The sequence below is a fragment of the Chryseobacterium sp. A301 genome, assembly GCF_054489425.1.
In genome coordinates this window covers 176,421-202,771 of sequence record NZ_JBTMWY010000003.1, presented here as the reverse complement: position 1 = coordinate 202,771, position 26,351 = coordinate 176,421, and the positions used below count along the sequence as shown (strand labels likewise).

General features: G+C 40.7%; 26 protein-coding genes. 14 read left to right on the top strand and 12 right to left on the bottom strand.

Features of this window, described 5'->3' with window-relative positions:
- The first annotated feature begins 17 nt into the window (after positions 1-17).
- The 3 genes from priA to ACX3PU_RS06855 all read left to right on the top strand — a co-directional run bounded on the left by priA (position 18) and on the right by ACX3PU_RS06855 (position 5,554).
- Complete coding sequence (priA, locus tag ACX3PU_RS06865) at positions 18-2,465, top strand: replication restart helicase PriA (RefSeq protein ID WP_459084222.1); 2,448 nt, start codon at positions 18-20, stop codon at positions 2,463-2,465.
- Positions 2,466-2,614: 149 nt separating this feature from the next.
- Entirely contained in the window at positions 2,615-4,075 is a 1,461-nt protein-coding gene (dacB, locus tag ACX3PU_RS06860; protein WP_459084221.1) for a D-alanyl-D-alanine carboxypeptidase/D-alanyl-D-alanine endopeptidase, read from the top strand.
- 285 nt (positions 4,076-4,360) lie between these two features.
- Positions 4,361-5,554 (top strand): glycine C-acetyltransferase, encoded by a 1,194-nt coding sequence (locus ACX3PU_RS06855; RefSeq protein WP_459084220.1) that lies wholly within the window; start codon positions 4,361-4,363, stop codon positions 5,552-5,554.
- 60 nt (positions 5,555-5,614) lie between these two features.
- Here ACX3PU_RS06855 and ACX3PU_RS06850 read toward each other — a convergent pair whose 3' ends face one another.
- The 5 genes from ACX3PU_RS06850 to ACX3PU_RS06830 all read right to left on the bottom strand — a co-directional run bounded on the left by ACX3PU_RS06850 (position 5,615) and on the right by ACX3PU_RS06830 (position 10,644).
- The gene (locus tag ACX3PU_RS06850) at positions 5,615-7,141 is read right to left on the bottom strand and encodes a TSUP family transporter (protein WP_459084219.1); all 1,527 of its coding nucleotides are present in this window, start codon (positions 7,139-7,141) and stop codon (positions 5,615-5,617) included.
- Positions 7,142-7,149: 8 nt separating this feature from the next.
- Positions 7,150-8,391 carry a sulfate adenylyltransferase subunit 1 gene (locus tag ACX3PU_RS06845; protein WP_459084218.1) on the bottom strand — a complete coding sequence of 414 codons (1,242 nt, stop codon included), beginning with the start codon at positions 8,389-8,391 and terminating at the stop codon, positions 7,150-7,152.
- Between the two features lie 34 nt (positions 8,392-8,425).
- Positions 8,426-9,334 (bottom strand): sulfate adenylyltransferase subunit CysD, encoded by a 909-nt coding sequence (gene cysD / locus ACX3PU_RS06840; RefSeq protein ID WP_459084217.1) that lies wholly within the window; start codon positions 9,332-9,334, stop codon positions 8,426-8,428.
- 16 nt (positions 9,335-9,350) lie between these two features.
- Positions 9,351-10,043 carry a phosphoadenylyl-sulfate reductase gene (locus tag ACX3PU_RS06835; protein ID WP_459084216.1) on the bottom strand — a complete coding sequence of 231 codons (693 nt, stop codon included), beginning with the start codon at positions 10,041-10,043 and terminating at the stop codon, positions 9,351-9,353.
- Positions 10,044-10,200: 157 nt separating this feature from the next.
- Complete coding sequence (locus tag ACX3PU_RS06830) at positions 10,201-10,644, bottom strand: RrF2 family transcriptional regulator (RefSeq protein WP_459084215.1); 444 nt, start codon at positions 10,642-10,644, stop codon at positions 10,201-10,203.
- Between the two features lie 100 nt (positions 10,645-10,744).
- Here ACX3PU_RS06830 and ACX3PU_RS06825 point away from each other — a divergent pair, with 100 nt between their 5' ends.
- Entirely contained in the window at positions 10,745-11,173 is a 429-nt protein-coding gene (locus tag ACX3PU_RS06825) for a DUF4268 domain-containing protein (RefSeq protein WP_459084214.1), read from the top strand.
- A gap of 3 nt (positions 11,174-11,176) precedes the next feature.
- On the opposite strand, the gene ACX3PU_RS06820 is transcribed toward ACX3PU_RS06825, so the two are convergent.
- Both ACX3PU_RS06820 and ACX3PU_RS06815 read right to left on the bottom strand, forming a co-directional pair.
- Complete coding sequence (locus ACX3PU_RS06820; RefSeq protein ID WP_459084213.1) at positions 11,177-11,749, bottom strand: CopD family protein; 573 nt, start codon at positions 11,747-11,749, stop codon at positions 11,177-11,179.
- A gap of 59 nt (positions 11,750-11,808) precedes the next feature.
- Complete coding sequence (locus ACX3PU_RS06815; RefSeq protein ID WP_459084211.1) at positions 11,809-12,657, bottom strand: SAM hydrolase/SAM-dependent halogenase family protein; 849 nt, start codon at positions 12,655-12,657, stop codon at positions 11,809-11,811.
- Positions 12,658-12,770: 113 nt separating this feature from the next.
- Here ACX3PU_RS06815 and ACX3PU_RS06810 point away from each other — a divergent pair, with 113 nt between their 5' ends.
- Positions 12,771-13,730 carry a PhoH family protein gene (locus tag ACX3PU_RS06810; protein ID WP_459084210.1) on the top strand — a complete coding sequence of 320 codons (960 nt, stop codon included), beginning with the start codon at positions 12,771-12,773 and terminating at the stop codon, positions 13,728-13,730.
- Between the two features lie 96 nt (positions 13,731-13,826).
- Here the strand turns inward: ACX3PU_RS06810 and ffh are convergent, their stop codons facing one another.
- A complete protein-coding gene (gene ffh / locus ACX3PU_RS06805; protein WP_459084209.1) occupies positions 13,827-15,191 on the bottom strand; it encodes a signal recognition particle protein in 1,365 nt (454 codons plus the stop codon).
- Between the two features lie 69 nt (positions 15,192-15,260).
- On the opposite strand from ffh, the gene ACX3PU_RS06800 reads away from it, so the two are divergent.
- The 8 genes from ACX3PU_RS06800 to ACX3PU_RS06765 all read left to right on the top strand — a co-directional run bounded on the left by ACX3PU_RS06800 (position 15,261) and on the right by ACX3PU_RS06765 (position 22,022).
- Positions 15,261-15,530 (top strand): hypothetical protein, encoded by a 270-nt coding sequence (locus ACX3PU_RS06800; protein ID WP_459084208.1) that lies wholly within the window; start codon positions 15,261-15,263, stop codon positions 15,528-15,530.
- A gap of 70 nt (positions 15,531-15,600) precedes the next feature.
- The gene (gene atpB / locus ACX3PU_RS06795) at positions 15,601-16,710 is read left to right on the top strand and encodes a F0F1 ATP synthase subunit A (protein ID WP_459084207.1); all 1,110 of its coding nucleotides are present in this window, start codon (positions 15,601-15,603) and stop codon (positions 16,708-16,710) included.
- Between the two features lie 50 nt (positions 16,711-16,760).
- Positions 16,761-16,979, top strand: a complete 219-nt coding sequence (locus ACX3PU_RS06790; protein WP_114304230.1) for an ATP synthase F0 subunit C — start codon at positions 16,761-16,763, stop codon at positions 16,977-16,979.
- Between the two features lie 97 nt (positions 16,980-17,076).
- Entirely contained in the window at positions 17,077-17,574 is a 498-nt protein-coding gene (locus ACX3PU_RS06785) for a F0F1 ATP synthase subunit B (RefSeq protein WP_459084206.1), read from the top strand.
- Entirely contained in the window at positions 17,575-18,114 is a 540-nt protein-coding gene (gene atpH, locus ACX3PU_RS06780; RefSeq protein WP_459084205.1) for an ATP synthase F1 subunit delta, read from the top strand.
- A gap of 19 nt (positions 18,115-18,133) precedes the next feature.
- On the top strand, positions 18,134-19,708 hold the full coding sequence (gene atpA / locus ACX3PU_RS06775) for a F0F1 ATP synthase subunit alpha (RefSeq protein ID WP_459084204.1): 1,575 nt from the start codon (positions 18,134-18,136) through the stop codon (positions 19,706-19,708).
- A gap of 65 nt (positions 19,709-19,773) precedes the next feature.
- On the top strand, positions 19,774-20,640 hold the full coding sequence (gene atpG / locus ACX3PU_RS06770) for an ATP synthase F1 subunit gamma (protein ID WP_459084202.1): 867 nt from the start codon (positions 19,774-19,776) through the stop codon (positions 20,638-20,640).
- 116 nt (positions 20,641-20,756) lie between these two features.
- Positions 20,757-22,022: a UDP-N-acetylmuramoyl-tripeptide--D-alanyl-D-alanine ligase gene (locus ACX3PU_RS06765; RefSeq protein WP_459084200.1), complete on the top strand. Its 1,266-nt coding sequence runs from the start codon at positions 20,757-20,759 to the stop codon at positions 22,020-22,022.
- On the opposite strand, the gene ACX3PU_RS06760 is transcribed toward ACX3PU_RS06765, so the two are convergent.
- Complete coding sequence (locus ACX3PU_RS06760; protein WP_459084199.1) at positions 22,014-22,634, bottom strand: NUDIX hydrolase; 621 nt, start codon at positions 22,632-22,634, stop codon at positions 22,014-22,016. The two genes, ACX3PU_RS06765 and ACX3PU_RS06760, sit on opposite strands and share 9 nt — an antisense overlap.
- Before the next feature lie 37 nt (positions 22,635-22,671).
- Between ACX3PU_RS06760 and ACX3PU_RS06755 the strand changes: the two genes are divergently transcribed.
- Positions 22,672-23,058 carry an SRPBCC family protein gene (locus tag ACX3PU_RS06755; protein ID WP_459084198.1) on the top strand — a complete coding sequence of 129 codons (387 nt, stop codon included), beginning with the start codon at positions 22,672-22,674 and terminating at the stop codon, positions 23,056-23,058.
- A gap of 116 nt (positions 23,059-23,174) precedes the next feature.
- Here the strand turns inward: ACX3PU_RS06755 and ACX3PU_RS06750 are convergent, their stop codons facing one another.
- The 3 genes from ACX3PU_RS06750 to ACX3PU_RS06740 form a co-directional block, all read right to left on the bottom strand.
- Positions 23,175-24,227, bottom strand: coding sequence for an anhydro-N-acetylmuramic acid kinase (locus tag ACX3PU_RS06750; protein ID WP_459084196.1), 1,053 nt, complete (start codon positions 24,225-24,227; stop codon positions 23,175-23,177).
- Positions 24,228-24,305: 78 nt separating this feature from the next.
- Complete coding sequence (locus ACX3PU_RS06745; protein ID WP_459084194.1) at positions 24,306-24,896, bottom strand: LPS export ABC transporter periplasmic protein LptC; 591 nt, start codon at positions 24,894-24,896, stop codon at positions 24,306-24,308.
- A 3-nt stretch (positions 24,897-24,899) separates the two neighbouring features.
- Entirely contained in the window at positions 24,900-26,192 is a 1,293-nt protein-coding gene (locus tag ACX3PU_RS06740) for a hypothetical protein (RefSeq protein ID WP_459084193.1), read from the bottom strand.
- Between the last annotated feature and the right edge of the window lie 159 nt (positions 26,193-26,351).

The following is a 26,351-nucleotide window of genomic DNA, read 5'->3' as shown; positions in this document are numbered from 1 at the left end:
TACTAAAAAAAGATGGATTGGAATTTGTAAAAGTTATATTGCCTCTGAATTTACCGGGAACCTTCACTTATAGGATTCCTGCGGTATTGTCAGGTTTAGTAAGACCGGGCCAGCGTGTACTGGTTCCGTTTGGAGGAAAGAAAATTTACACAGCCATTGTCCATGAGGTGGATGTAGAATCTCCAGAATTGGCCGTGGTGAAAGAGGTGATAAGTCTTTTAGATGATCACCCGATTTTACCTTCGGAGCAGCTCGCATTCTGGGACTTTTTAAGCTCGTATTATCTCAGCAATTTAGGGGAGATTTATCGCTTTGCTTTTCCAGGTTCTCTAAAGCTAGAGAGTGAAACCTACGTGAAACTTACACCGGAGGTCAAAATCGATTTTGAAAACCTGGATTCAAACGAAATGTATCTCATTCAGGCCTTAGAAGTACGACAGCTTATCAATTTTTCGGAAATTGAAGCCTTTATACCCAAAAAAGAGATAGTAAGGACGATTCATAGTCTTATTGAACTCAGGTACATTGAGATTGACGAGAGAATTGCGGAAAAGTACAAGGCAAAGGAAGTCTTGTACGTGAAATTGGATCCCCTCTATTTGCAGGGGGAAAAGTTTACTCAGACTTTGGTAGAATTAAAACGCTCGAAAAAGCAACAAGCACTTTTTCTAACTCTGGCAGAGAAACAGACTGAAGCCCCTGAGGGTTTAATTCGAAAGTCAGAGTTAATGCAAAGTCAAGAATTTGGACAAGTACAGCTCAAAGGCTTAATTGACAAAGGAATTGTTCAACAATATCTCTTAGAGAAAGATCGTATTGAGCGTTTTGAAGGAGATTTAGAACAAATGGAATCGCTTAGTTTAGAACAGGCCCGTGCTCTAGATGCGATCGAGAATGCATTTTCGAAAGGATCCAATGTGCTCTTGCATGGGGTCACTGGATCTGGAAAGACCCATTTATATATGGAGAGGATTGCCCAAACGCTCGAAAAGGGAAAGTTTGCTCTTTATCTACTGCCTGAGATTTCACTGACCAAGCAAATTATCCACCGTCTTGAAGTAAAATTTGGCTCCGCACTTGGGTATTACCATTCCAAACTTTCTGATTTTGAGAAAGTCGAGGTATGGAAAAGGGTTAGTGACGGGACCATCCAATTGCTTATCGGTACAAGAGCCTCCCTTTTTCTTCCGTTCGAATCGCTAGGTTTGATTATAGTTGACGAGGAACACGATCAGGCCTACCGGCCGAAAGGAGTGCAGCCTTATTTCAGTGCGCGGGAAGCAAGTCTAAAGTTGGGCCAGATTTATGGCGCAAATGTTTTGCTGGGTTCAGCCACGCCCTCGGTGGAAAGTTTTTATTTAACCCGAACAGAGAAGCTAGAACTAGTCACTTTAAAAGAGCGTTATAAAGACGTTGAAATGCCTAAATATAAACTCTTAGACTATAAAGAGGCGATGGATTCCAAAGCCGTTTCGGGTGATTTTGCCGAGAACACTCTTTTGGAAATGAGTCAAACTTTAGAAGCTAGCGATCAAATCTTAGTGCTTCACAACAGGAGAGGATATGCCAAGGTGCTGGAGTGTGAAAGTTGTGGGCATGTGAGTTATTGTAGCAATTGCGATGTGATCATGACTTATCATAAGTTTTCAAACGAACTCAAATGCCATTACTGTGGACATAAGACGGCCAAACCCAAGAGTTGTCCCCGCTGTCAGTCTCCAAAATTGAATACAAAAGGAGTGGGGGTAGAGCAACTTTATGAACAGATCGTAAAGCTCTTTCCTCAGTATCAAGTTGAGCGTATGGATGTGGATTCGATGCGCCGTAAATTTGCGTACGAACAACTCTACGAACGAATAGAAAACCGGGAAACGGATATTGTTGTGGGTACGCAAATGATTTCAAAAGGCCTTGATTTTGATCATATTGAGCTTGTCGTCATACCGCGCGCCGACCATCTTTTGTACACACAGGACTACCGGGCTGAAGAACGGGCCTACCAACTGATTACTCAAATCGCAGGACGTGCAGGACGCGTTTCAGGCAAAGGGCTTGTGCTGATTCAAACTTTTAATCCCGAGCATGTGGTGTTCGATTTGATTGAACAGCAAGATACGCAGGAGCTGTATGATCATTTTTTGAATGAGCGACGCAAATTTCAATACCCTCCCTTTGTAAAGACAGTATTTATCGAATTAAAGCATCGCAAAGAAGATAAAGTGGGTCGGGCAGCCCAATTTTTAGGATCCATTTTGAGGAAATACCTTCCATTGGATTGCGTTTTAGGCCCTGAAAAATCACCCATTGCCAAGGTTAATTTATTGTACCAGCATCAACTTCTGCTTAAATTGCCACGAGGAGCGAAGTACCATACCTACAAAGATTTGATCCGTAAGAGTCTGGAGGAATTTGATGAGGTCAGCGGGTATAAATCGATCAAGAAGGAAATCATTGTTGATTTTTAACGTTTTTTAACACTATTTATCCTTATTTAATGAGGGTAAACCTTTGGTTTTCAATTATAATTTCTATTTTTGGACGTTGATTAAAACACAGGGATCTCGTTTTTTAGAGCCCCCGTTCTTTTAACCACTCATGTGAAAATTAGATTTTGATGATTAGAGTAAAGAATTTAGCAGCGGCAATGATGCTTGCACTTGCGCAGCTGTCCTTCGCGCAAATGGGAGGTATGCCGTCTCATTTGTCGCAATTCGAGGAAAACCAGTCTGGTGGCGCATCCCTCGAAAAAGAAGCCGACCTTTGGTCTCTTAGTGCAAAAGATCTTGTAAACACCTCAATAGACAAACTCCTTGATGATCCCGTACTTAGAAATGCGAATTGGGGTTTTGTTTTGTACGATCCTTCTACTAAAAAGATTGTAAGCGCATACAACGAAGGAGAGGCCTTGATTCCCGCCTCTACCACCAAACTTTTAACTACCGATACAGCCCTTGCCCTTCTGGGTCCTGATTTTAAATGGAGTACTCAGTTAGAGTATTCCGGAGAGATTAATTCTGAGGGTGTTCTTACGGGGGATTTATATATTGTAGGAAGTGCGGATCCTTCATTGGGCACAGGAAAAGCAGGAGCCCTTTCTTATGGGAGTCTTATTAATGAGTATATCGCCGCATTGTCCGATGTAGGAATTAAGAAGATAGAGGGGAACTTAATTTTGCAAAATGCTGTATTTAAGTCAAATCAACTTAGATCTTTGCCCGCAAATGTGGTTTGGATGGAGCACAATAACTATTATTTGCCTGTGGGTTCCACTCAAAATATAGACCCCAGAAAAGAGAAATTAACCATTTCAAAGAAAAATCCTTTTGAGCATCAAAAGCAATATTTTTATATTTCTCCTTACCAAGACAAACTTGTGTTTGCCGATGAATTTGACGGGAAACCAGTGCATACCACGCTTCCTGACGTTCCTCATTACTTAGGAAATACACTGAGAACCAATATGATCAAAAAGGGAATTTCGATTTCAGGAAAAGTAATTCCAAAGCCGATCGACAAGGATCCCGAAAACCGAAAATTGGTTATGACCTACCAGTCTCCTCGTTTAAAAGACATTGTTTACGATACCAATCAAAGAAGCGACAATGCACTAGCCGAATCTCTCTTGCGAATGGTAGGGTTCCAGAAAATGGGAAGCCAGACCTTAGCTTCAGGGAGAGAAGTGGTCGTGAAGCATTTAGATGAAAAAGGATTTGATACTTCAGCTTTAATCTATATGGATGGAAGTGGGCTTTCGCGTAACCATCGCGTTACTCCAATCTCCCAAGCGCTTTTCTTAGCCGACGAAATGTCCGAGCCTTACTACCAAAGCTTTTTTGAATCCTTGCCGATTGCTGGGCAAACCGGAACCCTTAAAAAAATGTTCTATGGTGCCGGTCATGGGCATATTTTCGCTAAGACAGGGACTTTAAATAAGGTCAAGACTTTGGCCGGATATGTCAAAACCAATTCAGGGAAAACCCTTACATTTTCACTCTTAATTAATAACTACAGCGGTTCGGTGAGTCAGGTGAAAGCCAAGATGGAAGAACTACTTGATCCCGTGGTCGCACTATAACGTCCCTTTTGATTGATACGGTTCAAAGTTAGAACATAGGAAACGGTTGTAAAGAAAGGCTTTACAGCCGTTTTTCAATTTTCAAGGTGGGGTTTTAAGGAGATTTTGCATTAAGTGCTAGTGCATCTCTCTAAGGGATATTCCAAACCCTTGCTTTCTATTGCAACCAACGTTTCAATTCTTAAAGTGAAAATCTACATACTAGTTTTTAAATGGGTACTTTTTCGATGTAGTACCCCGCATTTTTTTTTCGTAATTTAGCCTTTCATTAAACCAATATCAACTATGATTTCCACTGAATTTCTTGCCAATCTCCAAAAGGAGCTACAAACGATTAAAGACGACGGTCTTTACAAAACAGAGCGTATTATTGAATCCCAGCAATCTTCTGAGATTGTGGCCAATCAAAAAACGTTATTAAATTTTTGTGCGAACAATTACTTAGGGCTTGCAAACGATCCCAGAGTGATGAAGGCTTCACAAGAAATGGTAGACCACCGCGGGTATGGGATGTCTTCTGTTCGATTTATTTGTGGTACTCAAGATATTCATAAAACGCTGGAAGAGAAAATTTCAGCATTTTTGGGAATGGAAGATACGATTCTCTATGCGGCTTGTTTTGACGCAAATGGGGGCGTGTTTGAACCGCTTTTCACGGCGGAGGATGCCATTATTTCAGATGAGTTAAACCACGCTTCGATTATTGATGGCGTAAGACTATGTAAGTCTGCACGTTACCGTTATAAGAACAATAATATGGAAGATTTGGAAGCGCAACTGATTGAAGCGAATAAAAAGGATCACCGATTCAAAATTATTGTAACCGATGGAGTTTTTTCCATGGACGGAATTGTAGCCGACTTAAAAGGGGTGTGTGATCTTGCAGATAAATACAATGCGCTAGTGATGGTTGACGATTCCCATGCGACTGGATTCATTGGAAAAACAGGAAGAGGTACTCATGAAGCGAGTGAGGTGATGGGTCGTGTCGATATAATCACTTCGACTTTAGGGAAAGCCCTAGGCGGCGCACTCGGAGGATTTACCTCTGGAAAAAAAGAAATTATTGAGATGCTAAGACAGCGTTCACGCCCTTATCTTTTCTCGAACTCTCTTGCCCCGGGCATTGTAGGGGCAGCCATTAAAGTACTAGATTTAATTTCTGACGATACTTCCCTTCGAGACAAAGTAATGGACAATGCTTCTTATTTTAGAGAGCAAATGGTTCAAAGAGGCTTTGATATTCCGGAAGGAGATGCAGCGATCGTTCCTGTGATGCTGTACGATGCACCTCTAGCGCAGAAAATGGCAGAAGAAATGATGGAGGAAGGGATTTATGTCATCGGATTCTTTTATCCTGTGGTCCCTAAAGGAAAAGCGAGAATTAGAGTGCAACTTTCAGCAGCCCATACAAGAGAACAGCTGGATAAAGCAATTCAGGCCTTTGAAAAAGTAGGAAAAAAACTGAACGTGATTTAATTCTTCGGTCTCTTTTAGATAATTAGTTTCTCAGATGAGAAATTTAGAGTAGGGCTTTTCTTAGAGAAAGGCCCTAACTATTGAAATGGTACTCATTACGATAACCAATATTCCAATAACGACGAACATTTTTTTAACGGGTAGTTTTGCGGTGAGCATTGCAGAGAAAGGTGCCGTAATAATCCCGCCTAGGAGCAGTCCCAGAACAATGTTCCAATGCTGAATACCAATTGTAATAAAGAATGTGATGGCGCTAGTTAGGGTGAGGATAAATTTACTTACGGTGGAACTTCCCACGACATAGCGAGGAGTTCTTCCGTCTTTCATTAACGTACCGGTCACTAGGGGACCCCATCCGCCACCTGCAAAGGAATCAATGAATCCTCCGACAAGTCCTAAAAAACCAAGGTTCGTGTCCGTCTTGGCTTTTCGTTTGTGTTCTTTTTTACGTTTGAAAGCATTTCTTAGGATATTGATTCCAAGATAAAGGGTGTACACAGAAATTATAGGCTTTACAATATGAGCATATTGTTCTCCAAAAAAACTTAAAGCGAGCGCTCCAATAATCGCTCCCAGGATTGCCGGAAGGGCAAGAGCTTTTACCAATTTCTTGTTTACATTTTTGAGCTTGAAATGGCTTATGCTTCCCGCTGCTGAAGTGAAGGTCTCGGCGGAGTGAATGCTGGCACTGACCACAGGCGGTGCCACATTTAGCATTAAAAGAATGGTGGTGCAGAGTACCCCATAGCCCATGCCCATACTACCCGCGACAATTTCGGCTATGAAGCCCACCAAGAGCATTTTGTAAAAAATATGATTGTCCTGACTCAAAAAATTACCGATGTCAGGAAAGAGTTTGAATTCGACTAGAATGTAGGAAAACAGGCCTAAAAGAACAATGAATCCAATGATTCCAAGGTATATATTTGCACGTCTCCTTACAGCTTTGACGACCTTGGAGAGGTTGTCGAACTCTGAATCTCGCAGGGTAGACTTCTTTTTTTGATTCAGATAATCTTGCGTAAGCTTATCTAAATGCTGGAGTTCGTCCGAGATGTTCATCAACGGATGTTTGTGCGCAAATTTTAATCTTTCAATAAAAGGATCGATGTCTTGCGGCAAACTTTCTTTGACGATGCGACGAATTCTATGCTGAACCTCAGGAGCAAATTCTCCGAGCTTAATGCCCATAAAGAGCTGATCGGTTTGAAGCAAATCCGCAAACGAAAAGTCACTGCTCGACGGTTTCCCCATGACATGGATCAAAATTTTTCGATTTTGGATCCACTCAAGGAGTTCTTCTTCTAAAAAATGCGCTTTCGGACTTAAAATGACTAAGGTTCGGTCCTTTAAATCTTGGGATTCAATGGTTTTATTGAATAACGAAAGCTCAGGATGCTTATCGCTAAGTTCCACGAGCTCTTTGCTAAATTCCAAATCGTAGAGTTCGATTGCCCTTGGAGAGGAAGATCGAAAATTCTCTCGAATTAACTGAAGGCTATGCGGTCCGCTTCCCACAAGTACCATAGCCCAACTTTCTGCATTTAAAAAGAGGGTTTGGTCCAAAGGGTTGTGCGGCTTTTCCATTCTTTGCTTTATCGAATCATAACAGCCCCTACCGTACTGTTGCTGGTTTGGTCCACTAAAATGGCACTTCCCGTTTGACTGTTTTCTTCAAAGCTATCAAAGACTAGCGGTGAGGCTGTTTTCAGCTTTACTCGAACCACTTCGTTTAATTTCACCGGACCATTTAGGCTATGACGCTCTAGTGTATTCACGTCAATAATTTCGGATATTTCTTTCACAACTGCTTTTACGACGCGGCTTTTGTGTTGAAGGAAGTATTTATTTCCCTGTTGCAAGGGTTTATTATCTAGCCAGCACACCAGCGCTTCTACCTCGTTTTCCATCTTCACTTCCTGGCTTTCTAAAACGAAAGAATCGCCCCGAGAAACATCAATGTCCTCTGCCAAGTGAATAACACAAGGTTGAGAGGCATAAATGGTTTCTACTTCTGAGCCTGCAGTTTCAATTTTAGAGATCGTCGTGGAGATTTCCTGAGGGAGGATTACAATGCGATCGCCTTTTGAGTAGAAACCAGAAATCACTTGCCCTGCGAAGCCTCGGTAATCATGAAGTTCTTTGGTTTGAGGTCGGATTACATACTGAACTTGGAAGCGACTGTTTTCGGAGTCCTTATTTTCTCTGATTTCAAGCGTTTCCAGATAAGAAAGAAGGGGTCCCTCCGTGTACCATGGCATTTCGACAGAGGATTCCACTATGTTAGCTCCTGTAAAGGCAGAAATAGGGAAGTATTTTACATTGGTGAGTCCAAGGTTTTGGGCTACCTTCTCATAGTCCGATTTTATTTGCTGGTATTTTTCCTCAGAATAATCCACCAAATCCATTTTGTTCACCGCTACAACGACGTGCGGCATTTGAAGCAGAGATGCAATTATGGAATGGCGTCGGGTCTGCTCGATCACTCCGTGACGAGCATCCACTAGGATAACCATGAGCTGTGAATTGGAGGCCCCTGTAATTAGGTTTCTCGTGTATTGAACATGACCCGGTGCATCGGCTATAATAAACTTTCTGCGGCTTGTATTAAAGTAGCGGTAGGCCACGTCAATTGTGATGCCTTGTTCTCTTTCTGCACGCAGTCCGTCGGTTAGAATTGCTAAATCAATTCCGTCTTTATTTTTGTTTTTAGATTGTCTTTCCAGCGCTTCTAGTTGGTCCACTAGGATGCTTTTGCTGTCGTAAAGCAGGCGACCAATTAAGGTGCTTTTTCCATCGTCAACACTTCCGGCTGTTATAAATCGTAATAAGTCCATTTGTTTTCTCTTGCTTTAGGTTTAAAGTCTACCCTTAAAAGTAGCCTCCTTTTTTTCTGTCTTCCATGGCTGCCTCTGTGGCTCTGTCGTCAATGCGGGTTTCGCCACGCTCTGAAATACGCGAGGCCGTGATTTCAGTCACCACTTCGTCCAGCGTGCTAGCATTGCTTTCCACGGCGGCTGTACAGGTCATATCGCCCACGGTTCTATAACGAACCCGCTTGGTTGAAATTTTGTCCTCTGGATCAATTTGAATGAAATCCGAAACGGCAATGAGTTGACCCTCGTGTTCTAGGACTTCCCGATCGTGCGCAAAGTAAATTGGGGGCAATTGAATGTTTTCCTTCTTAATGTAATTCCAAACGTCTAATTCAGTCCAATTGGAAATAGGAAAGACTCTTACGTTTTCTCCCTTGTGTATTTTCCCGTTGTAGATATTCCAAAGTTCAGGTCTTTGGAGTTTTGGATCCCATTGTCCAAATTCATCACGAACGGAGAAAAATCTTTCTTTGGCTCTTGCTTTTTCTTCGTCACGACGGGCTCCACCTAGGCAAGCATCAAATTCAAATTCTTCAATCGTGTCCAAAAGAGTATGGGTTTGAAGCCAGTTTCTTGAGGCAAATTTTCCTTTGGGTTCGGTTAGGTTCTTTTCCCGAATGGTATCTTCCACTTGACGAACAATAAGGGTTGCCCCTATTTCCTTCGCAAGTTTATCTCGAAAGTCTAGGGCTTCTTTAAAGTTGTGACCCGTATCAATGTGCACGAGTGGAAAAGGAATGTTCATGGGTGCAAAGGCTTTTTGAGCCAAGTGTACCATCGTAATGGAATCTTTTCCTCCACTAAATAGCAGTGCGGGTTTGTCGAATTGGGCCGCTACCTCACGCATGATGTAGATGCTTTCAGCTTCAAGTTGCTCTAGATAATCTAAGCGGTATGGATTCATATAGTGATCTTTAGAATTAGTTTGAATGCAGTCCGCATTCTTTATGGGAATCTTCCCACCACCAACGGCCGGCGCGTGGGTTTTCTCCGGGTTCAATAGCTCTTGTGCAAGGTTTGCAACCTACACTGATGTAGCCTTGTTTGTGTAGGGGTAGTTCTTGGACATTATGCTTCTCTAGGTAATCAAGTACGTCTTGATAACTCCAATGGATTAAAGGATTGAATTTGTAGAGGTTTCGCTGGGGGTCCCATTCAATCATAGGCATTTTTTCTCGGTTGTCAGATTGCTCTGAGCGTAGCCCTGTAATCCATACTTTGGCTCCTTCTAGGGCCCGGTTTAACGGCTTTACCTTCCGGATTTCACAGCACAACTTTCGGTTTTCTACAGATTGGTAAAACCCGTTAATTCCTTTTTGTGCGACGTACTGTTCTACTTCCTTTGGATCTGGGAAAAAAAGCTTTGTGTCGGTCTTGTATTTGGCTCGGTTTCGGGCCAAAAGGTCATAGTGTTCGTAAAACAGTCGACCCGTATCAAGAGTAAAAACTTGAATAGGAAGTTGATTTTTAAAAATAGCGTCCGTGAGAACTTGGTCTTCTTGTCCAAGTGAGGTAGAGAACACAATACCAGAGGGATAAAGTTCACATACGCGCTCGAGGGCTTTTTCGAGGGAACTCTGTTCAATCTCTTTTATGGTTTCTAGCTCTAACATAGGTAGGTTGTTTTCGCAGCAAAGGTACTTAATTATTAAAAACCGACAAAATTAGTAGACTAATAGATAACGTGGCAGGGAAGGGGGAGTAGCCTAGATTGGAGTACGGAAAAGAAGACAGGTAGAATTGGGATTGAACCCTTCACGACGGACTATATTAGGCCGTAGGAAGTTGAAGGTTAGGATCCAATTCATGGTCTGCTAGATCGAGGAGTGATTTTTTCTCAAGCACGGCTAACGTGGCATCTCGAACTTCTACAAATACATCGTGAAGGCCACAGTGGGGCTCACTACAGTTAGCGCACTTTTCGTAAAAATTTAAACTTACGCACGGGATCAGGGCAATAGGACCGTTGACGAGTCGAATGATTCTTGCTAAGGAAACGTCCTTAGGGTCAAGGTTTAAAAAATAGCCTCCACCTTTCCCTTTTTTGCTCTCCAGAATACCATCACGTCTTAATTCTAAAAGTATATTTTCTAGAAATTTGAGAGGAATGTTTTTGCTTTGTGCAATTTCAGAGATCAGAATAGGCCCAGTTTCATGACGGTCTACGAGATACCCGAGGGCTTTAAAGGCGTAATGTGATTTTTTAGAGAGCATGAAACAAAATTAGTCAAAATCTTTGAGCTTCTCAAATGAACTCTACGACTCTAAATTCCAAAGAAAAATCCCTAGATTTGAAACCAAAATAGACCTTTTCATGTTCAGTAAAGAAGAAGCTCAAAAATTAAGAAAAGAATTCTGGACTGCTTTTGGAAAATCTTTTCCGCGCAAATGGATTCTTTACCATACGAAAATCAAAGATTTTTCGTTCAAATTCCACGCAGATCCTTCGAAGGCGAGAGTTTCGATTGATTTGGAAATGAAGGATCCAGAACTTCAAGAGTTGTACTATAACAAACTCTGGTCTTTAGAGGATCAATTGAAAGAAACGTGGGGGAGTCTCGAGAAAAGCGCTGAGCTTGAGATTGAGAATGGAAAAATTCTTTCTCGTTTTTGGGTAGAATTAGAAGGAGTGTCTATTTACAACAAGTCCACTTGGCCTTCTATTTTCGAATTTTTCTACGACAAAATGGAGAAAGTAGAAATCTTCTTTTACGAGTACGAAGATTTTATTCGAGACGTGTAGGGCTTACTTTCTCTCTTTCTTGCCTTTGTTCACTAACTTTACAGTAAGGGTTATGCAAATCACAAGGACTACAAATCCGAGTATAAGTTGCCACCAATAGGCAAAGATTGCCGATTTTAGAAAGACGGTAAATACAACCAGAAAGAGAATAAAGGTTCCAATTTCATTGAATTGCCTTAATTTTAAATTCGAGGTTGAAAGATCTGCTCCATGAATGGATTGAAGTTCTTTAAGCTTTTTATAGCACCAATAGTGGTATGCAAAAAGGCCAATGAGAAAAAAGGCTTTAATATAGAACCAGGAAAAAGGGTCAGTTTGAAGTAGAGGGAATTCTGGATAATGGACGCACAAAAGCGAAAGTCCGCTCAGCAGCATGATGGTAAATGCAGGTACTGTAATAAGATTCCATAGCCTTGTGGCCATAAAAAGATATTGTTCGCGTAGCACCTTTTTGCGATCTGCTTCGAAATCGTCCGTGTCTTTGTAATAGACAAAGAGACGAACCAGGTAGAACAGGCCTGCAAAGTAGCTAACCATGAATATTACATGTATCGCTTTCAGAATTAAATAGAGCATGAGTTAGGCGTAGTTTAATGTGCAAAGTTAATTGAAAAAATGAATATTAAGTTGAACACTTAAAACGATTCACCCACGGAGTCCGTAAATTCTACATACACGCTCTCGCCCACATTGAGGCCAAACAAAGTTTTGGCACCGTTTCTTTTGTTTCCTTTGTAAATGCAGAGTTCAAGAAGATCCGCTTCGTTGAATACTGCTACAGCCTTGCCGTGGTATTCATGTTCGTTTTTCCAATCGCTTACAAATTCAGTAGGATTGTTATAGACGGAGGTTAAAGCGAGGTTTCTAAATTTGATGGTGTAACTTTGGTGGTTGGACTTTAATTTTTCAAAAAACTTTTTGTGGATGTTTGAGACTAGATTCCCGAAGTTGTCGATGTACATAACTTCTCCAATGATCATCTTTTCACTTTCATTGTGCACGGCTCGAGCAAAAGAAAGGGATTTAGGGTTTTTAATTTTTCGTCCAATTACTTCCGGGACGCCGCCTTGAATCAAATGGACTGCAGAAGGCACAAAGATATCCACGCCCATAGAGCGCACATCGTCGTCAAATCGATTGTTAAGGGTCACCTCGTAGACGCCGTCCGGTTTAATATCAAAAAAGATTAAATCCAGAAGTCCATTGTCCGCACACAGAAAATAGTGCCCGTCCGCTTTGTATAAAATACTGCGCACATGCTTGCTATAAGAACTGTCCACGGCGATCACATGGACACTACCGGTGGGGAAATGTTTGTACGCGTTTCTTACTACGTAGGCAGCTTGCAAAAGGTTGTAGGCTTCGATCTCATGCGAGATGTCCATAATGATTGCATCGAGTTTTTGACTCAATATACTTCCTTTTAGTGCGGCAACGCGGTAATCGACAAGTCCAAAATCAGAGGTGAGCGTGATGACAGGCATGGCGCAAAAATAGCAAATTTCAAGCGGACCTAAAAATAAGACTTTGTGGAAAACTAATTATTTTCGTGTGCTTTTTTTTGCTAATTTTAAGCATCAATTACCAATTGCAATCTATGTTTGAATTAAATTATGAACTTTCTGGTATTGCCATGAAGGAATTTTATGGAGTCCAAAACCAGAATTTTAACCTGCTCAAATCGAGTTTTCCGACCCTTAAGATCACAGGGCGAGATCATTCGATACTGGCTTTAGGCGACCAAGAAACGCTTGATATTTTGAAAGGGAAGCTTGAGGATCTAGTGGCTTTCATCTCGCAAAACAATAGCATTAGTTTAAAAGATGTGGAGAACATCCTTAAGATTAAAGATGAGAATGAACGCAAATTAGTGTTCGATCAGCATATTATTGTAAAAGGTGTAAATGGAAAAGTAATTAAAGCCAAAACGAGCAATCTGCAAAAGCTCGTATATGAAACAGAGAAGAAAGACATGGTCTTTGCCATAGGTCCTGCCGGAACGGGCAAGACGTATACCAGTGTTGCGCTTGCCGCAAAAGCCCTTCGGGATAAAGAAGTTAAACGAATTATTCTGACGCGTCCTGCCGTGGAAGCAGGGGAGAGCTTAGGATTCTTACCCGGGGATTTGAAAGAAAAATTAGACCCGTATTTGCAACCTCTCTACGACGCGCTTCGTGATATGTTTCCCAATGAAAAATTGGAGAGTTACATTGACAAAAAAGTAATTGAGGTCGCACCACTTGCTTTTATGCGAGGGAGAACTCTTGACGAGGCATTTGTAATTCTAGACGAAGCCCAAAACACAACGCACGCGCAAATGAAGATGTTTTTAACCCGAATGGGGATGAATGCCAAGTTTATTATCACGGGGGACCCAAGTCAAGTCGATCTTCCTTTAAGACAAAAATCAGGGCTTAAGGAAGCCATGCGAATATTGAAAGAGGTTAAGGAAATCGGATTTGTCCATTTAACAGAAGAAGATGTGGTTAGGCATCCCGTAGTGCGCAAGATTATTTTGGCCTACAATACGGAAGAAAAGCGGATGCGCGACGAGTAAGGAAGTTCCTTAAGCTATTAGGGATTCCCTTAACCTAAAAACAAAAAGAATCGCTCAAATGGGCGATCCTTTTTTTTATCTAGGGTTTAAGAGCCCTTACATTTTTCCACCGATACCAGGTATGCCTTGTCCTCCTCCCATTTTGCCCATCATCTGCATCATTTGTTTTCCTTGTGGGCCTTGCATCATTTTCATCATCTTGCCCATTTGTTCAAATTGCTTCATGAGTTGGTTCACATCTTCTAGTTTACGGCCTGCTCCTTTGGCAATTCGTTTTTTACGGTTCATATCAATGGTAGAAGGTCGTCTTCTTTCCTCTGGGGTCATAGAGTAAATAATAGCTTCGATGTGTTTGAAAGCATCGTCTGAGATCTCTACGTCTTTAATGGCTTTTCCCACACCTGGAATCATTCCCATCAAATCTTTCATATTCCCCATCTTTTTGATCTGGGCAATTTGTTTAAGGAAGTCATCGAAACCAAATTCGTTTTTTGCAATCTTTTTATGAAGTTTTTTCGCTTCTTCTTCGTCAAATTGTTCTTGTGCTCTTTCCACTAACGAAACCACGTCTCCCATTCCTAGGATACGGTCCGCCATACGTTCCGGATAGAAAAGGTCTAAAGCCTCCATTTTCTCTCCGGTAGAAATGAATTTGATTGGTTTTTCAACCACGGAACGAATGGTTAATGCAGCTCCCCCTCGTGTATCCCCGTCTAGTTTTGTAAGAACGACTCCGTCGAAGTTCAGGGCTTCATTAAAGGTTTTCGCTGTGTTCACCGCATCTTGTCCCGTCATAGAGTCCACCACAAATAAGGTTTCCTCAGGCTTAATGAAATAATGAACCGATTTAATTTCGTTCATCATTTGCTCGTCAATTGCAAGTCGTCCTGCTGTATCGACAATGACCACATCAAAATGGTTTTCCTTTGCATGTTTCACTGCATTCTCAGCAATCGAGGAAGGGTTGGTGGCTCCTGTTTCCGTATAAACTGGAACTCCAATTTGTTCCCCAAGAACTTTCAGCTGTTCAATGGCGGCAGGTCTGTATACATCACATGCAACTAAGAGTGGCTTTTTCGCACGTTTGCTTTTTAAGTAATTGGCAAGTTTTCCTGAAAACGTAGTTTTCCCCGAACCTTGCAGTCCGGCAATTAAAATAACAGAAGGTTTTCCTGATAAATTAATCCCTTCTTGGGTTTTCCCCATCAAGTCGACTAATTCATCATGAACAATCTTGGTCATTAATTGTCCAGGTGTAAGACTCGTAAGTACATCTTGTCCTAACGCTTTCTCCTGTACTCGTTTGGTAAGGTCTTTTGCAACTTTATAGTTTACGTCGGCATCGACTAGAGCACGACGGATTTCCTTTACGGTTTCCGCCACATTGATCTCCGTAATCTTACCGCGACCTTGGATATTATGTAGCGCTTTATCTAATTTGTCCTGTAAACTTTGAAACATATAATTAATTTAGGGACTGCAAAAATAAGCAAATATTATAATTTTTTAAAACTTGTTTATCTTCGCGCCATGAATTGGATGGATATTCTTCTTTTAATGGCCTCTATTGGTGTACTAAATGGCTTTATGTACTGGGTGTTTACGCGGTTTTTTGTTTCAAAAGAAAATGGTGCGTTAAAATTCCTAGGACTAAATGTTTTAAAGGACTTAATCTGGGCCATGGTTTGGGTTTCCATACTAGATCGAGGCAAGAATGAATTTCTGGTCCTTATCGGTGTCTTTATAGTGGGCTCTTTTCTTCTATATTCTAACGTAATTAAGCGCCTAAATAAATTATGATAAAAATCAATTTAAGAAATTGGCAGAATCTAATTAAATCGATATATTTGCAAACCGATAAAAATATGTCATGATTAAGAGATTTTCTTCTTTCTTTTTTGTTCTTTTATTAACGTTATCAGGAGGTTTAACCTCGGCTGCGCAAGATACGGATCAAAACGAATTTAGTGCAGTTGAAATGATTATGCATCATATCTCTGACGCAAATGAATGGCATGTCTTTACTTTGAACGAAGGCACACCAGAAGAAAACCATTTTACGATTCCACTTCCTGTGATTCTTAAAGACCAAAACGGATGGCATTCGTTTATGTCAAGTAAGGTTGCGCACGGGGAAGTAATAGACGGGTACACAATGAACCATGGTGTTATTGTGTCTACGGAGGAAATCCAACGTGCAGCACTTTACAGCTTAATTGGAGGGAGTCAAAATTCACAAGATGTCTTTTTTGATTTTTCGATCACAAAAAACGTAGCAGGGATGTTTGTTTCTGTTATCATTCTATTGTTCTTATTTATTGGGACAGCAAGAAGTTATAAGAATGGAATTCCGACAGGAGTAGGTAAATTTTTGGAGCCGCTTATCGTATTTATTAGAGATGAAGTGGCGATTCCAAACATAGGCTCAGTAAAGTATAAGAAATTTATGCCTTATCTATTGACTGTGTTTTTCTTCATTTGGTTTAATAACTTATTTGGACTAATTCCTTTCGCACCGTTTGGAACTAACCTTACAGGAAATATTGCAACAACGGCGTTTTTAGCTATTGTAACACTTGTGATCACATTGTTTAGTGCAAATAAAAGTTACTGGAAGCACATTTTCATGCCGCCAGTACCGATTGCCCTCTATCCAATCATGGTTCCTATTGAAATCGTTGGTGTACTAACGAAGCCATTTGCACTTATGATGCGTCTCTTTGCGAACATAACCGCTGGACACATTATGATTCTTGCGATTATCTCTCTTATTTTCATCTTTAAAAATGCAGCTCTTGGGATTGCTTCAGTTCCACTTGCACTTTTTGTATCGTTACTCGAACTCTTGGTGGCGGCTCTACAAGCTTATATTTTTACTGTACTTTCTGCACTCTACTTCGGGATGGCTGTGGAAGATCATGAACATGATCATGCACATAACGATGCGGACAGTGCTGGAAAGGATACGATCATTGCATAGGGATATATTTTATAAACAAAGAAAATTTTTAACAACCTAAATATTTTATTATGGATTTAACAACTGGAGCTGGATTGATTTACGTAGGTATCGGTTTAGCAGTATTAGGAGTAGGTCTTGGTATTGGTAAAATCGGTGGTCACGCTATGGATGCTATCGCTAGACAACCAGAACAAGCTGGTAAGATTCAAGCTGCAATGCTTATTGCTGCAGGTCTTATCGAGGGTGCTGGTCTGATTGCGATTATCTTTGGTGCGTTCATCAAATAATCCAACCACACTACAAAATGTTTGGCCACTAGCGGTTGGCTATTGGCCAAACTTTTAAAACCATTGTAAAAGTTAAAATTAAAAAAAGAATTATATTATGATAATCGAACCAGGAATTGGCTTACTTTTTTGGATGGGGATTACCTTTCTGATCCTATTGTTTCTTTTGACTAAATTTGCTTGGAAGCCTATTTTAAATATGGTAAACGAGAGAGAAACGTCAATCGTAGATGCATTGAATCAAGCAAAGTTGGCAAAGAAAGAAATGGAGCAGCTTAAATCGGATAATGAAAAAATTATTCGTGAGGCAAAGATTGAACGTGATGCCATTTTAAAGGAGTCGAGAGAAATCAAAGACCGCATTGTAGGAGAAGCAAAAGATGTTGCGAAAGTAGAAGGAGACAAAATGATTGCTCAAGCGAGACAAAGCATCGATGCGGAAAAAGCTTCTGCAATGAATGAAATTAAGCAACAGATTGGAACTCTTTCTGTGAGCATTGCAGAATCTATTTTGAAACAAAAATTAGACAACTCTGAGGCTCAATCTACACTTGTAGAAAATTATTTAAATAACGAAACTCTTAATAAGAACTAAATGCTTACATCTAAAGTCGCAAAAAGATATGCTCAAGGGCTTTTGGATTACGTAAGTGAATCCGGGAGTGTCCAAGAGGTCTTTTCAGAAATGAAGGACTTGGTAGAGTTGATGAAACAGTCAAAAGAACTGCGTCAACTTTTTGCTTCGCCTGTGGTGGATTCGAAGAAGAAGATCTCGATTGCAAGTGAGATTTTTAAAGAGTTCTCTCCGGTAAGTCAAAATATTATTACCTTGGTGATTAAGCAAGGACGAGAAAGTCATTTGCAAGATGTTGCACAGGAATATATTAATAAGGTGGAAGATTTGAACGGAGTTCAAAGAGCTACCTTGAGTACAGCAAGTACTCTTGATAAAGTAACGATTGATTCCATTGTTAAGAATTCAAATCTTGTGAATGTAGATTCCAAATTTGATTTGACCTTACAAGTGAATCCAGAACTTTTAGGAGGGTATGTCCTTCGTGTGGGAGATCAACAGATCGACCGCTCAGTACGCTCGCAACTAAATCAGATCAAGAAAGATTTTCAATTAAACTAGTATTTAAAAAAACCATAAAATGGCACAAATAAATCCGGCTGAAGTTTCAGCAATTTTGAAACAACAATTAGCAAATTTTGATACTCAATCCAATGTAGAAGAGGTGGGAACCGTTCTAACCATTGGGGATGGTATTGCTCGTGTATACGGACTTGAAAACGTACAATACGGTGAGCTAGTGAAATTTGAAGGAGGAGTCGAAGGCATTGTACTTAACCTTGAAGACGATAACGTTGGGGTAGCTTTGTTAGGCGAATCTAAACTAGTGAAAGAAGGGGACACTGTGAAAAGAACTCAGCGTATCTCATCTATTAAGGTAGGTGAAGGAATGCTAGGGAGAGTCGTAGATACCTTAGGGAACCCAATTGATGGGAAAGGCCCAATCGGCGGTGAATTGTACGAATTGCCATTAGAAAGAAAAGCGCCAGGGGTAATTTATCGCCAGCCGGTAAACGAACCACTTCAAACAGGAATCGTCGCAATTGACTCCATGATTCCAATCGGAAGAGGACAAAGAGAACTTATCATTGGAGACCGTCAAACGGGTAAAACCACGGTTGCCATTGATACGATTATAAATCAAAAAGAATTTTTTGACGCGGGTGAGCCTGTATACTGTATCTATGTGGCGATTGGTCAAAAAGGATCGACGGTAGCACAGATTGTAAAAACTCTTGAAGACAGAGGAGCCATGGCCTACACGGTCGTTGTAGCTGCAAACGCTTCTGATCCTGCACCTATGCAAGTTTATGCCCCAATGGCAGGAGCTGCAATCGGTGAGTTCTTCAGAGACACCGGTAGACCTGCATTAATTGTTTATGATGATTTATCGAAACAAGCGGTTGCTTACCGTGAGCTTTCTCTTCTACTTAGAAGACCACCGGGACGTGAAGCTTATCCTGGGGACGTATTCTACCTTCACTCAAGACTTCTTGAGAGAGCTGCAAAAGTAATTAAGGACGATCAAATTGCGAAGCAAATGAACGACCTTCCAGAAGCGCTTAAGCCGTTAGTGAAAGGAGGAGGATCGCTTACAGCACTTCCAATTATTGAAACCCAAGCCGGAGACGTTTCTGCTTATATTCCTACGAACGTAATTTCTATTACAGACGGACAGATCTTCCTTGAGTCGGATTTATTCAACTCTGGGGTTCGTCCTGCAATTAACGTAGGGATCTCCGTATCTCGTGTAGGAGGGAATGCGCAGATTAAAGCCATGAAAAAAGTATCAGGTACTTTGAAACTAGACCAAGCTCAGTACAAAGAGCTTGAGGCATTTGCTAAATTTGGTTCTGATCTAGATGCAGTAACCCAAGCGGTTATTTCAAAAGGAGAAAAGAACGTAGAAGTATTAAAGCAACCTGTGAACTCTCCACTTCCTGTGGAAAACCAAGTAGCTATGATCTATGCGGGGACAGAGAACTTACTTCGTAATGTACCTGTAAGAAAAGTGAAAGAATTCATGACCGATTATGTTGAATTTCTTAAAACGAAGCACCCAGATACGATGGCTGCAATCAAGTCAGGAAAGATTGACGATCAAATTACCGGTGTTTTAAAACAAGCCGCAGCGGATATCGCTTCAAAATACTAAATTTATGGACTCAGGTATCGTATCGATGCCTGAGCCTTAACTTATATTAACCATTTAACAAAAGAATGGCAAACTTAAAGGAAATTAGAGGGCGAATTACTTCGATCTCGTCTACAATGCAAATTACAAGCGCCATGAAAATGGTGGCAGCCTCTAAGCTTAAAAGAGCTCAGGATGCTATTGTAATGCTTAGACCTTTTTCGCAAAAATTACAGGAGATTATTGAGAATGTAAATTCAAGTTCGGATCCCGATCAGATTTCTGTGTATGCACAGTCACGTGAGGTGAAACGAATTCTTTATATTCCCATTACTTCGAACAAAGGACTTGCAGGTGCGTTTAACTCTTCGATTATCAAAGAGCTAAATAGTTTACTAACTAGGAATGCATCGAAAGAAATCGAAATCCTTGCAATTGGTAAAAAGGTATACGATTCCGTTCGGAATTCTAAAAAAGTTTTCGACAACCAAAGCCCGCTTTTGGATCATTTGAGTTTTGATTCGGTGGCAGGTGTAGCGGAAGTGGTCATGAATGAATTCCTCGAAGGGAATTTTGATGAAGTGCACATTGTGTACAATCAGTTCGTGAATGCAGCCACTCAAGTGGTGCAAACCGAGCAACTTCTACCTATCTCCATGCCAGAAGTTAGTGAAGAAGGAGAGAGCGAAACCGATTATATCTTTGAGCCAAATAAAAGTGAGATTTTGGACAATCTAATCCCTAGATCGATTAAAACTCAACTTTTCAAAGCGATTTTGGATTCCTTAGCCTCTGAGCACGGAGCCCGAATGACGGCCATGCACAAAGCGACGGACAACGCGCAGTCCTTGAAAAATGACCTTGTGATTTATTACAACAAGGCAAGACAAGCTGCAATTACCAATGAAATTTTAGAAATTGTATCGGGAGCGGAAGCGCTTAAGAATTCGTAGTACAATTTACTCTTATATAAAGGCATTAAATCAAACCCGATTTAATGCCTTTTTTATTTTAGGGAGAATTTAAGTTGGGGGTTTCGTATTTAAGGGAAGTTAAGTATTTTTGACCTATGAATGTACAGGAGTTTTATAGTCTTTTTAAGCAGTGTGAGAAGGTGACAATCGATAGTCGTACGGTGGAGAAAGGAGATCTCTTTTTTGCATTTTCTGGTGAAAACTACGATGCGGGAAAGGAAGCAGCAAATGCGATTAAGAAAGGAGCACTCGGTGTTATTGTGGAGCGGAAGCAGTATGAAGATGCAGAAAACCAGGTGTTTTATGCAAACAGTACCCTTCAATTTTTGCAGGATTTAGCTCTATACCATAGAGAGCAATTGTCAATTCCTATTATTGGACTTACAGGGAGCAATGGGAAAACGACCTCTAAGGAACTTTTAAGTTCTGTACTTCAAATGAAATTTAATGTGCAGTATACAAAAGGAAATCTCAACAATCACATTGGAGTTCCCCTTACTCTTTTGTCTATTCGAGACGAGCACGAAATAGCCGTGGTCGAAATGGGGGCAAATCACAAGCGGGAAATTGAATTTTTATGCACTCTTGCAAAACCAACCATTGGATACATTACTAATTTTGGGAAAGCCCATTTAGAAGGCTTTGGGGGCTTTGAGGGTGTGATTGAAGGAAAGAGTGAACTCTATACTTATATTAAAGAAAATGGAGGTCTATTAGTGATCAACACGGACGATTCCATACAAGTTGAGAAGTCGAATGGCTCTACATCGCTTTTAAGGTTTGGTTCCCAAGAAAAAGAGTACCAATTTGAAAAAGTTGTTCAAGATCATTTTATCGGTCTTAAGTATAAGCAAATGCAATTTCTGTCAAAACTCACGGGAGATTATAACTTCTCAAATCTAAGTGCAGCTGTCACTTTAGGGCTTTATTTTGGAATTAAGTTTGAGCAGATTTCTACTGCGATTGAATCCTATGAGCCTTCCAATATGAGATCTCAGGTGGTGAAAAAGGAAGATCGAACCCTCGTCCTTGACACGTACAATGCAAACCCGAGCAGTATGAAAGTAGCCCTGGAAAACTTTAAATCCTTTGAAGGCTCGAAAGCCATTATCATTGGAGACATGCTAGAGTTAGGCCGCGAAAGTGAGAAGGAACATAAGGAGATTTTAGAATTCGTCAAGAGCCTTTCTTTTCAGCAGGTTCTCACGGTCGGCCGTGAGTTTAGCAAAGTAAATCCCAACGGATTTTTAAGCACTTCAGAGCTGGCCACATGGCTTGAATCTAATCCTATCAAAGCGGATGCGATCCTATTAAAAGGATCGAGAGGAGTGGCACTCGAAAAATTAATACCTTTATTGTAGCGTAGGATCGGGTAGTATCCCACCCTGAGTCAGGATTAACTCAATGTTTTTAAATGTACTAGGAACGACCTCACTCAGGAGTTCTTTTTGCGATTTCCACTCTGCTTTGGTAATGCCTTCTTCAGCTTGTGGAATAGGGGACTTACTGCCGAGATAACTCATATGAAACCAATAGGTGGTTTTTAAGATGCGAGTACCCGAACGTTCAGTATAGGTGTGAAACGTACTGTTAATAAACTCTTCGAGCACGAGTTCTTGCAAAGAGGTTTCTTCCTCTACTTCCCGAAGTGCCGCTTGTTCCAAGGATTCTCCTTTTTCAATTTTCCCTTTTGGTAGATCCCATTTTCCGAGTCTATGGATGCAGAGAATTTCCTCGCGTTGGTTTTTCACCAGTCCACCTGCAGCTTCAATGACTTTGAACATGTGGGTGAAATCTTCCCAAATTTCTTCTAAATCTTCTCCGTAAACATTAATTTCGGGGCAGGAGGTATTTTCGAGGAGATCAATTGCAATCTCAAGAGTAGCAAAGCCTTCAAACCTAAGGTTTTTTTCAATGTCATAGGGATACCTACTTAAAGTAAGGCTTTTTTCGTTGATAAAAACTTTATACATTTGCAAGGCTTTTAATTAATCTTGCAAAAATATAAAAATGAATCTAGAAGGAAGAAAAATTACAATTAATAAATCCGTTAATGAGTTAATGGAGCTACTTAAAAACCCATCGGATTATGAGCAGTTGATGCCCGAAGGACTCCAAAAGTTTGAAACTCGTGGAGACGGTTTTAAATTTGGATTAAAAGGAATGCCTGAAATTGCCCTTAAAATTGATTCGGTGACGCCGGAGAAAGTAGCCTTGGTATCGGCAAGTTCTAGTTTAGATTTTGCTCTGAATGGAATGATGAATGCTGTAAATGAGAACCAAACAGAAGTTCAATTGCTTTTTGAAGGGAAGTTCAATCCTTTTATTAAGATGATGGTGGAAAAACCGCTTCAAAATTTCATTAATTCCTTGACTGATAAATTAGAGCAATTGTAAGGCAAGAAACGCTTAGATTTACTTAAGCTCTAATTCCGATATAAGAAAGTACCCGCAAGGGTGCTTTTTTAGTTTGAGTCATCAAGTATAAGTCGGTGGGTTTGAACGGTCCTTTTCTAGATTAAAAGTCCGCTGCTGTGGTCTTCTGTACTTCCGGTGACAGAACAAAGGACATTGTTCTCGCCTCGTAATCTTAAAACCCCCATAAAGGCAAAGATTAATGCTTCTTTAAATTCAACTAACTCCCGAGGGGGTAGGGTGAGAGTTTTGCCTGAGAAAGCCTCGGTTTGTTCTAGCAAATAGAGATTGTAGGCTCCTCCTCCTGTAATTAAAATCTTCTGCAAGTCATTTTGCTTTAAAACTTGAGACAGTTGCATGGCAGCATGTTTTGTAAAAGTGCTGATTGCATTCTCTGGATTTAAACCCACAAGCAAAGGGAAAATGTTTTTCTCTGCCCATTCCCTCCCTAAAGATTTAGGACCTTTCTTTTGATAATAATCGAGCGCATTTAGCTGATCGAGTATTGAAGAGTTTATTTGGCCCTCTCGTGCTATATTTCCTTCTGGATCGTAGGGTTTGGATAGTAGGTTTGCAAAATGATTTAGGACTATGTTTAAAGGTCCTATATCAAAAGCAATCCGTTTGTTTTCTTGCACAAAAGAAATGTTTGAAAACCCTCCAAGATTGAGACAGGCATCGTAGGTAGGAAAAAGCAATTGATCTCCGATAGGGACTAGGGGAGCTCCTTGCCCTCCCATAAGGACATCCTGGCTTCTAAAATCATACACTACGGGCAAAGGATTTAGCACTTTGATTGCACGGCCCTCACCGATTTGATACGTGAACCCGAGTTGAGGCTGGTGAAAAACCGTATGACCGTGCGAAGCGATCAAATCCACTGGACTTGCACCTAGGTTTTCGCGAAACTCCTTTGTTTTTTCTCCTAAATAAAATCCATATCTAGAATTAAGTTCTAGTAGAGATTCCGCATTCAAGTTTAGGGCATTTTTTAATTGGGTTTGCCAGGTAGGCGAATAAGGAAGCGTGGCCGTTTTTAAGATTTCGTATTCCCAAGGAAGATCGAAGGGTTTGGTAAATCGAGCATAGCATAGGTCAAGTCCGTCAAGACTTGTACCAGACATAAGACCGATGGCGTAATAATGCTGCACTTTGCTACTTTTAGTGATTCTTGTGGGCGATTGAGACCCCAAGTTAAAGATATTTAAAGAACTAAAGAAAAAAGAGCTCTATTTTCCTGCTTTGGGAATCTCCGTTGCGGGGAAACTTCCTGAATTGTTTGTAAAGGTATATTCTGAGAAATCATCTTTGGCTACCATTCCATTGGCTCCTACAAGCATAGAGCCGTCCTTGTCGGAAACGTAAACTGTGTCCGAGGTGTACATTTTTTGCTTGCGCCGATCCCAGTAAATAGATTGCATCGCAAAACTTTGGCCTTCGCTGGTGATGATTTTTACATTTCCTTTTGCCGTGTAAAACTGTCTTAGTTCGTTAAAACGAGCATAATCAGACCATATTTTGCCCGGTATCTTTGGGTTTTTTTTATCAAAATATTCCAGGTAAATTCCTTTGGTCGCCTCAATGTATGGAGAATCTATGTATTCGTATTTTTCGATGATTGGAGCTCTAAATCGAAGGTTGATTTGGCCACTGTCTCTACGAACAATGTCGGCATTGTAGAGAATCTGGGAAGCAAAATTGGGAGTTTTTTTGGCAGGTGTTTCTGCGATCGATTCGTCGCAGGATTGAGGAATAAAAAATATAGCACACCCAAAGAGGATGGCTATATTTTTAGAGTATTTCCCGAGGCCTAAGCACATGGGTTAATCGTATTGTCTTTTTTGGAACCACTTGTCGGCAAAATTAAGTCCGATTCTTAGGTTAACAAAGGTTTGGCTGATCATGTTGTTGTCCATGGTTCCTCGTTTTCCAATTTCCACACCTACGTCCATACCGTTTAAACGGTTCACATTGGCATTGGCGAAAGGCAAGAACATACCGCCGGTAACCGCAAATTTATTAACGTTGGTGGCGCTCGTTGAATTTTGAGGAGATAGGCTTAAATCTCCTTTTTCGTAGTAAGCACCAAATCGGTAGGTTACACGGGAGAAATAATTTCTAAAGTTGTTATAGTTAGGTAGAATCCAACCCCCTGCAGATACTCGGTAAGAATCTTGGTAAGCAAATGGATGTCCGACAAAATCAATGGTTTCTCCTTTTTTGTAGTCGATCTGACCACTGTAGAACCATTTCCCATCTTTTCCGTATCCAAGTCCTAAGGAGGCTTCTTGAGGTAATAGGTTGGTATCGTTACTTGTTCTTTGTTCAATGATGGATTCATTCAGATGCTCATCGGAAGCCGCATAGTAGTAGGTGCTGTTCTTGTACCTAGCTAGTAAATCTCCGGTCGTACCAAAGGTATAGGTGGCTCCAACGGTAATCTTTTTGTCGTTTTCTAATTTCTTCTGGTAGGTAGTTCCCGCTGTAAAGTTAAAAGAACTGATTCGGCTACTGGTTTCGAATCCACTAATCAACTCAGCATTCGAGTAGGTTAGCTCTTCAATGTCGTATAGTTTCCCAAAATAATAGTTGGTTCTTAATCCAAGGGCGAAGGCATCTGTAATGTTGTAAGACAAGGCAGCTTGCACAGTAGAAAGGGTTCCTTTACCATGGAAGCGGTTCGCTTGCACGACATCATTTTCTAGAGGTGTGTTTACTAAGATGTCGTAATTTTTAGAACTGTAAGGTTGGTAGCCTAGTCCAAATTTCACTTTCGGAGAAATCGGAAAGGCTAATGAAATATTAGACAAATAAGTCGAATGCTTCGTGGATTTACCGTCTTGGTAATTGCTCTTGAAGTAGTTATTCTCATTGCTCGCCTCGATAGTGAAAGAGGTAAGTCCCAGATTTGCGTTCGCTGCCGGGTTTGAGAAATTAAACTTGTTGTTGAAATCGTTGATGTACGCGGTGGAAATTCCTCCCATAGCGGCGATATCGATTGTGTTGTCGTATTTGATATCTCCAATTCCAAAAGCGGCATACGGCGTGTTTCCGATGGTTTGTGCAGAAATGCTCGCTCCCAATGCTATGAAAGACAGTACAAAAATTCTTTTCATTCTAGTTATATAAGTTCAGAAAGCAAATATCCTAATTATTACTGAAATCTGAAAATTTAGCGCCGTTAAAGTTTGTTAAGTGCAAAAGTTTTCTTTTGCCGTCTACTTGCGCAGTTGGAGCGAAATTAGGGAGATTAGATTTAAGAGATTTCAGTATAT

Coding starts and splice junctions, on each gene's coding strand:
- dacB (WP_459084221.1), top strand. CDS start 2,615: ATGATTAGAGTAAAGAATTTAGCAGCGGCAATGATGCTTGCACTTGCG.
- ACX3PU_RS06855 (WP_459084220.1), top strand. CDS start 4,361: ATGATTTCCACTGAATTTCTTGCCAATCTCCAAAAGGAGCTACAAACG.
- ACX3PU_RS06850 (WP_459084219.1), bottom strand. CDS start 7,141: ATGGAAAAGCCGCACAACCCTTTGGACCAAACCCTCTTTTTAAATGCA.
- ACX3PU_RS06845 (WP_459084218.1), bottom strand. CDS start 8,391: ATGGACTTATTACGATTTATAACAGCCGGAAGTGTTGACGATGGAAAA.
- cysD (WP_459084217.1), bottom strand. CDS start 9,334: ATGAATCCATACCGCTTAGATTATCTAGAGCAACTTGAAGCTGAAAGC.
- ACX3PU_RS06835 (WP_459084216.1), bottom strand. CDS start 10,043: ATGTTAGAGCTAGAAACCATAAAAGAGATTGAACAGAGTTCCCTCGAA.
- ACX3PU_RS06830 (WP_459084215.1), bottom strand. CDS start 10,644: ATGCTCTCTAAAAAATCACATTACGCCTTTAAAGCCCTCGGGTATCTC.
- ACX3PU_RS06825 (WP_459084214.1), top strand. CDS start 10,745: ATGTTCAGTAAAGAAGAAGCTCAAAAATTAAGAAAAGAATTCTGGACT.
- ACX3PU_RS06820 (WP_459084213.1), bottom strand. CDS start 11,749: ATGCTCTATTTAATTCTGAAAGCGATACATGTAATATTCATGGTTAGC.
- ACX3PU_RS06815 (WP_459084211.1), bottom strand. CDS start 12,657: ATGCCTGTCATCACGCTCACCTCTGATTTTGGACTTGTCGATTACCGC.
- ACX3PU_RS06810 (WP_459084210.1), top strand. CDS start 12,771: ATGTTTGAATTAAATTATGAACTTTCTGGTATTGCCATGAAGGAATTT.
- ffh (WP_459084209.1), bottom strand. CDS start 15,191: ATGTTTCAAAGTTTACAGGACAAATTAGATAAAGCGCTACATAATATC.
- ACX3PU_RS06800 (WP_459084208.1), top strand. CDS start 15,261: ATGAATTGGATGGATATTCTTCTTTTAATGGCCTCTATTGGTGTACTA.
- atpB (WP_459084207.1), top strand. CDS start 15,601: ATGATTAAGAGATTTTCTTCTTTCTTTTTTGTTCTTTTATTAACGTTA.
- ACX3PU_RS06790 (WP_114304230.1), top strand. CDS start 16,761: ATGGATTTAACAACTGGAGCTGGATTGATTTACGTAGGTATCGGTTTA.
- ACX3PU_RS06785 (WP_459084206.1), top strand. CDS start 17,077: ATGATAATCGAACCAGGAATTGGCTTACTTTTTTGGATGGGGATTACC.
- atpH (WP_459084205.1), top strand. CDS start 17,575: ATGCTTACATCTAAAGTCGCAAAAAGATATGCTCAAGGGCTTTTGGAT.
- atpA (WP_459084204.1), top strand. CDS start 18,134: ATGGCACAAATAAATCCGGCTGAAGTTTCAGCAATTTTGAAACAACAA.
- atpG (WP_459084202.1), top strand. CDS start 19,774: ATGGCAAACTTAAAGGAAATTAGAGGGCGAATTACTTCGATCTCGTCT.
- ACX3PU_RS06765 (WP_459084200.1), top strand. CDS start 20,757: ATGAATGTACAGGAGTTTTATAGTCTTTTTAAGCAGTGTGAGAAGGTG.
- ACX3PU_RS06760 (WP_459084199.1), bottom strand. CDS start 22,634: ATGTATAAAGTTTTTATCAACGAAAAAAGCCTTACTTTAAGTAGGTAT.
- ACX3PU_RS06755 (WP_459084198.1), top strand. CDS start 22,672: ATGAATCTAGAAGGAAGAAAAATTACAATTAATAAATCCGTTAATGAG.
- ACX3PU_RS06745 (WP_459084194.1), bottom strand. CDS start 24,896: ATGTGCTTAGGCCTCGGGAAATACTCTAAAAATATAGCCATCCTCTTT.
- ACX3PU_RS06740 (WP_459084193.1), bottom strand. CDS start 26,192: ATGAAAAGAATTTTTGTACTGTCTTTCATAGCATTGGGAGCGAGCATT.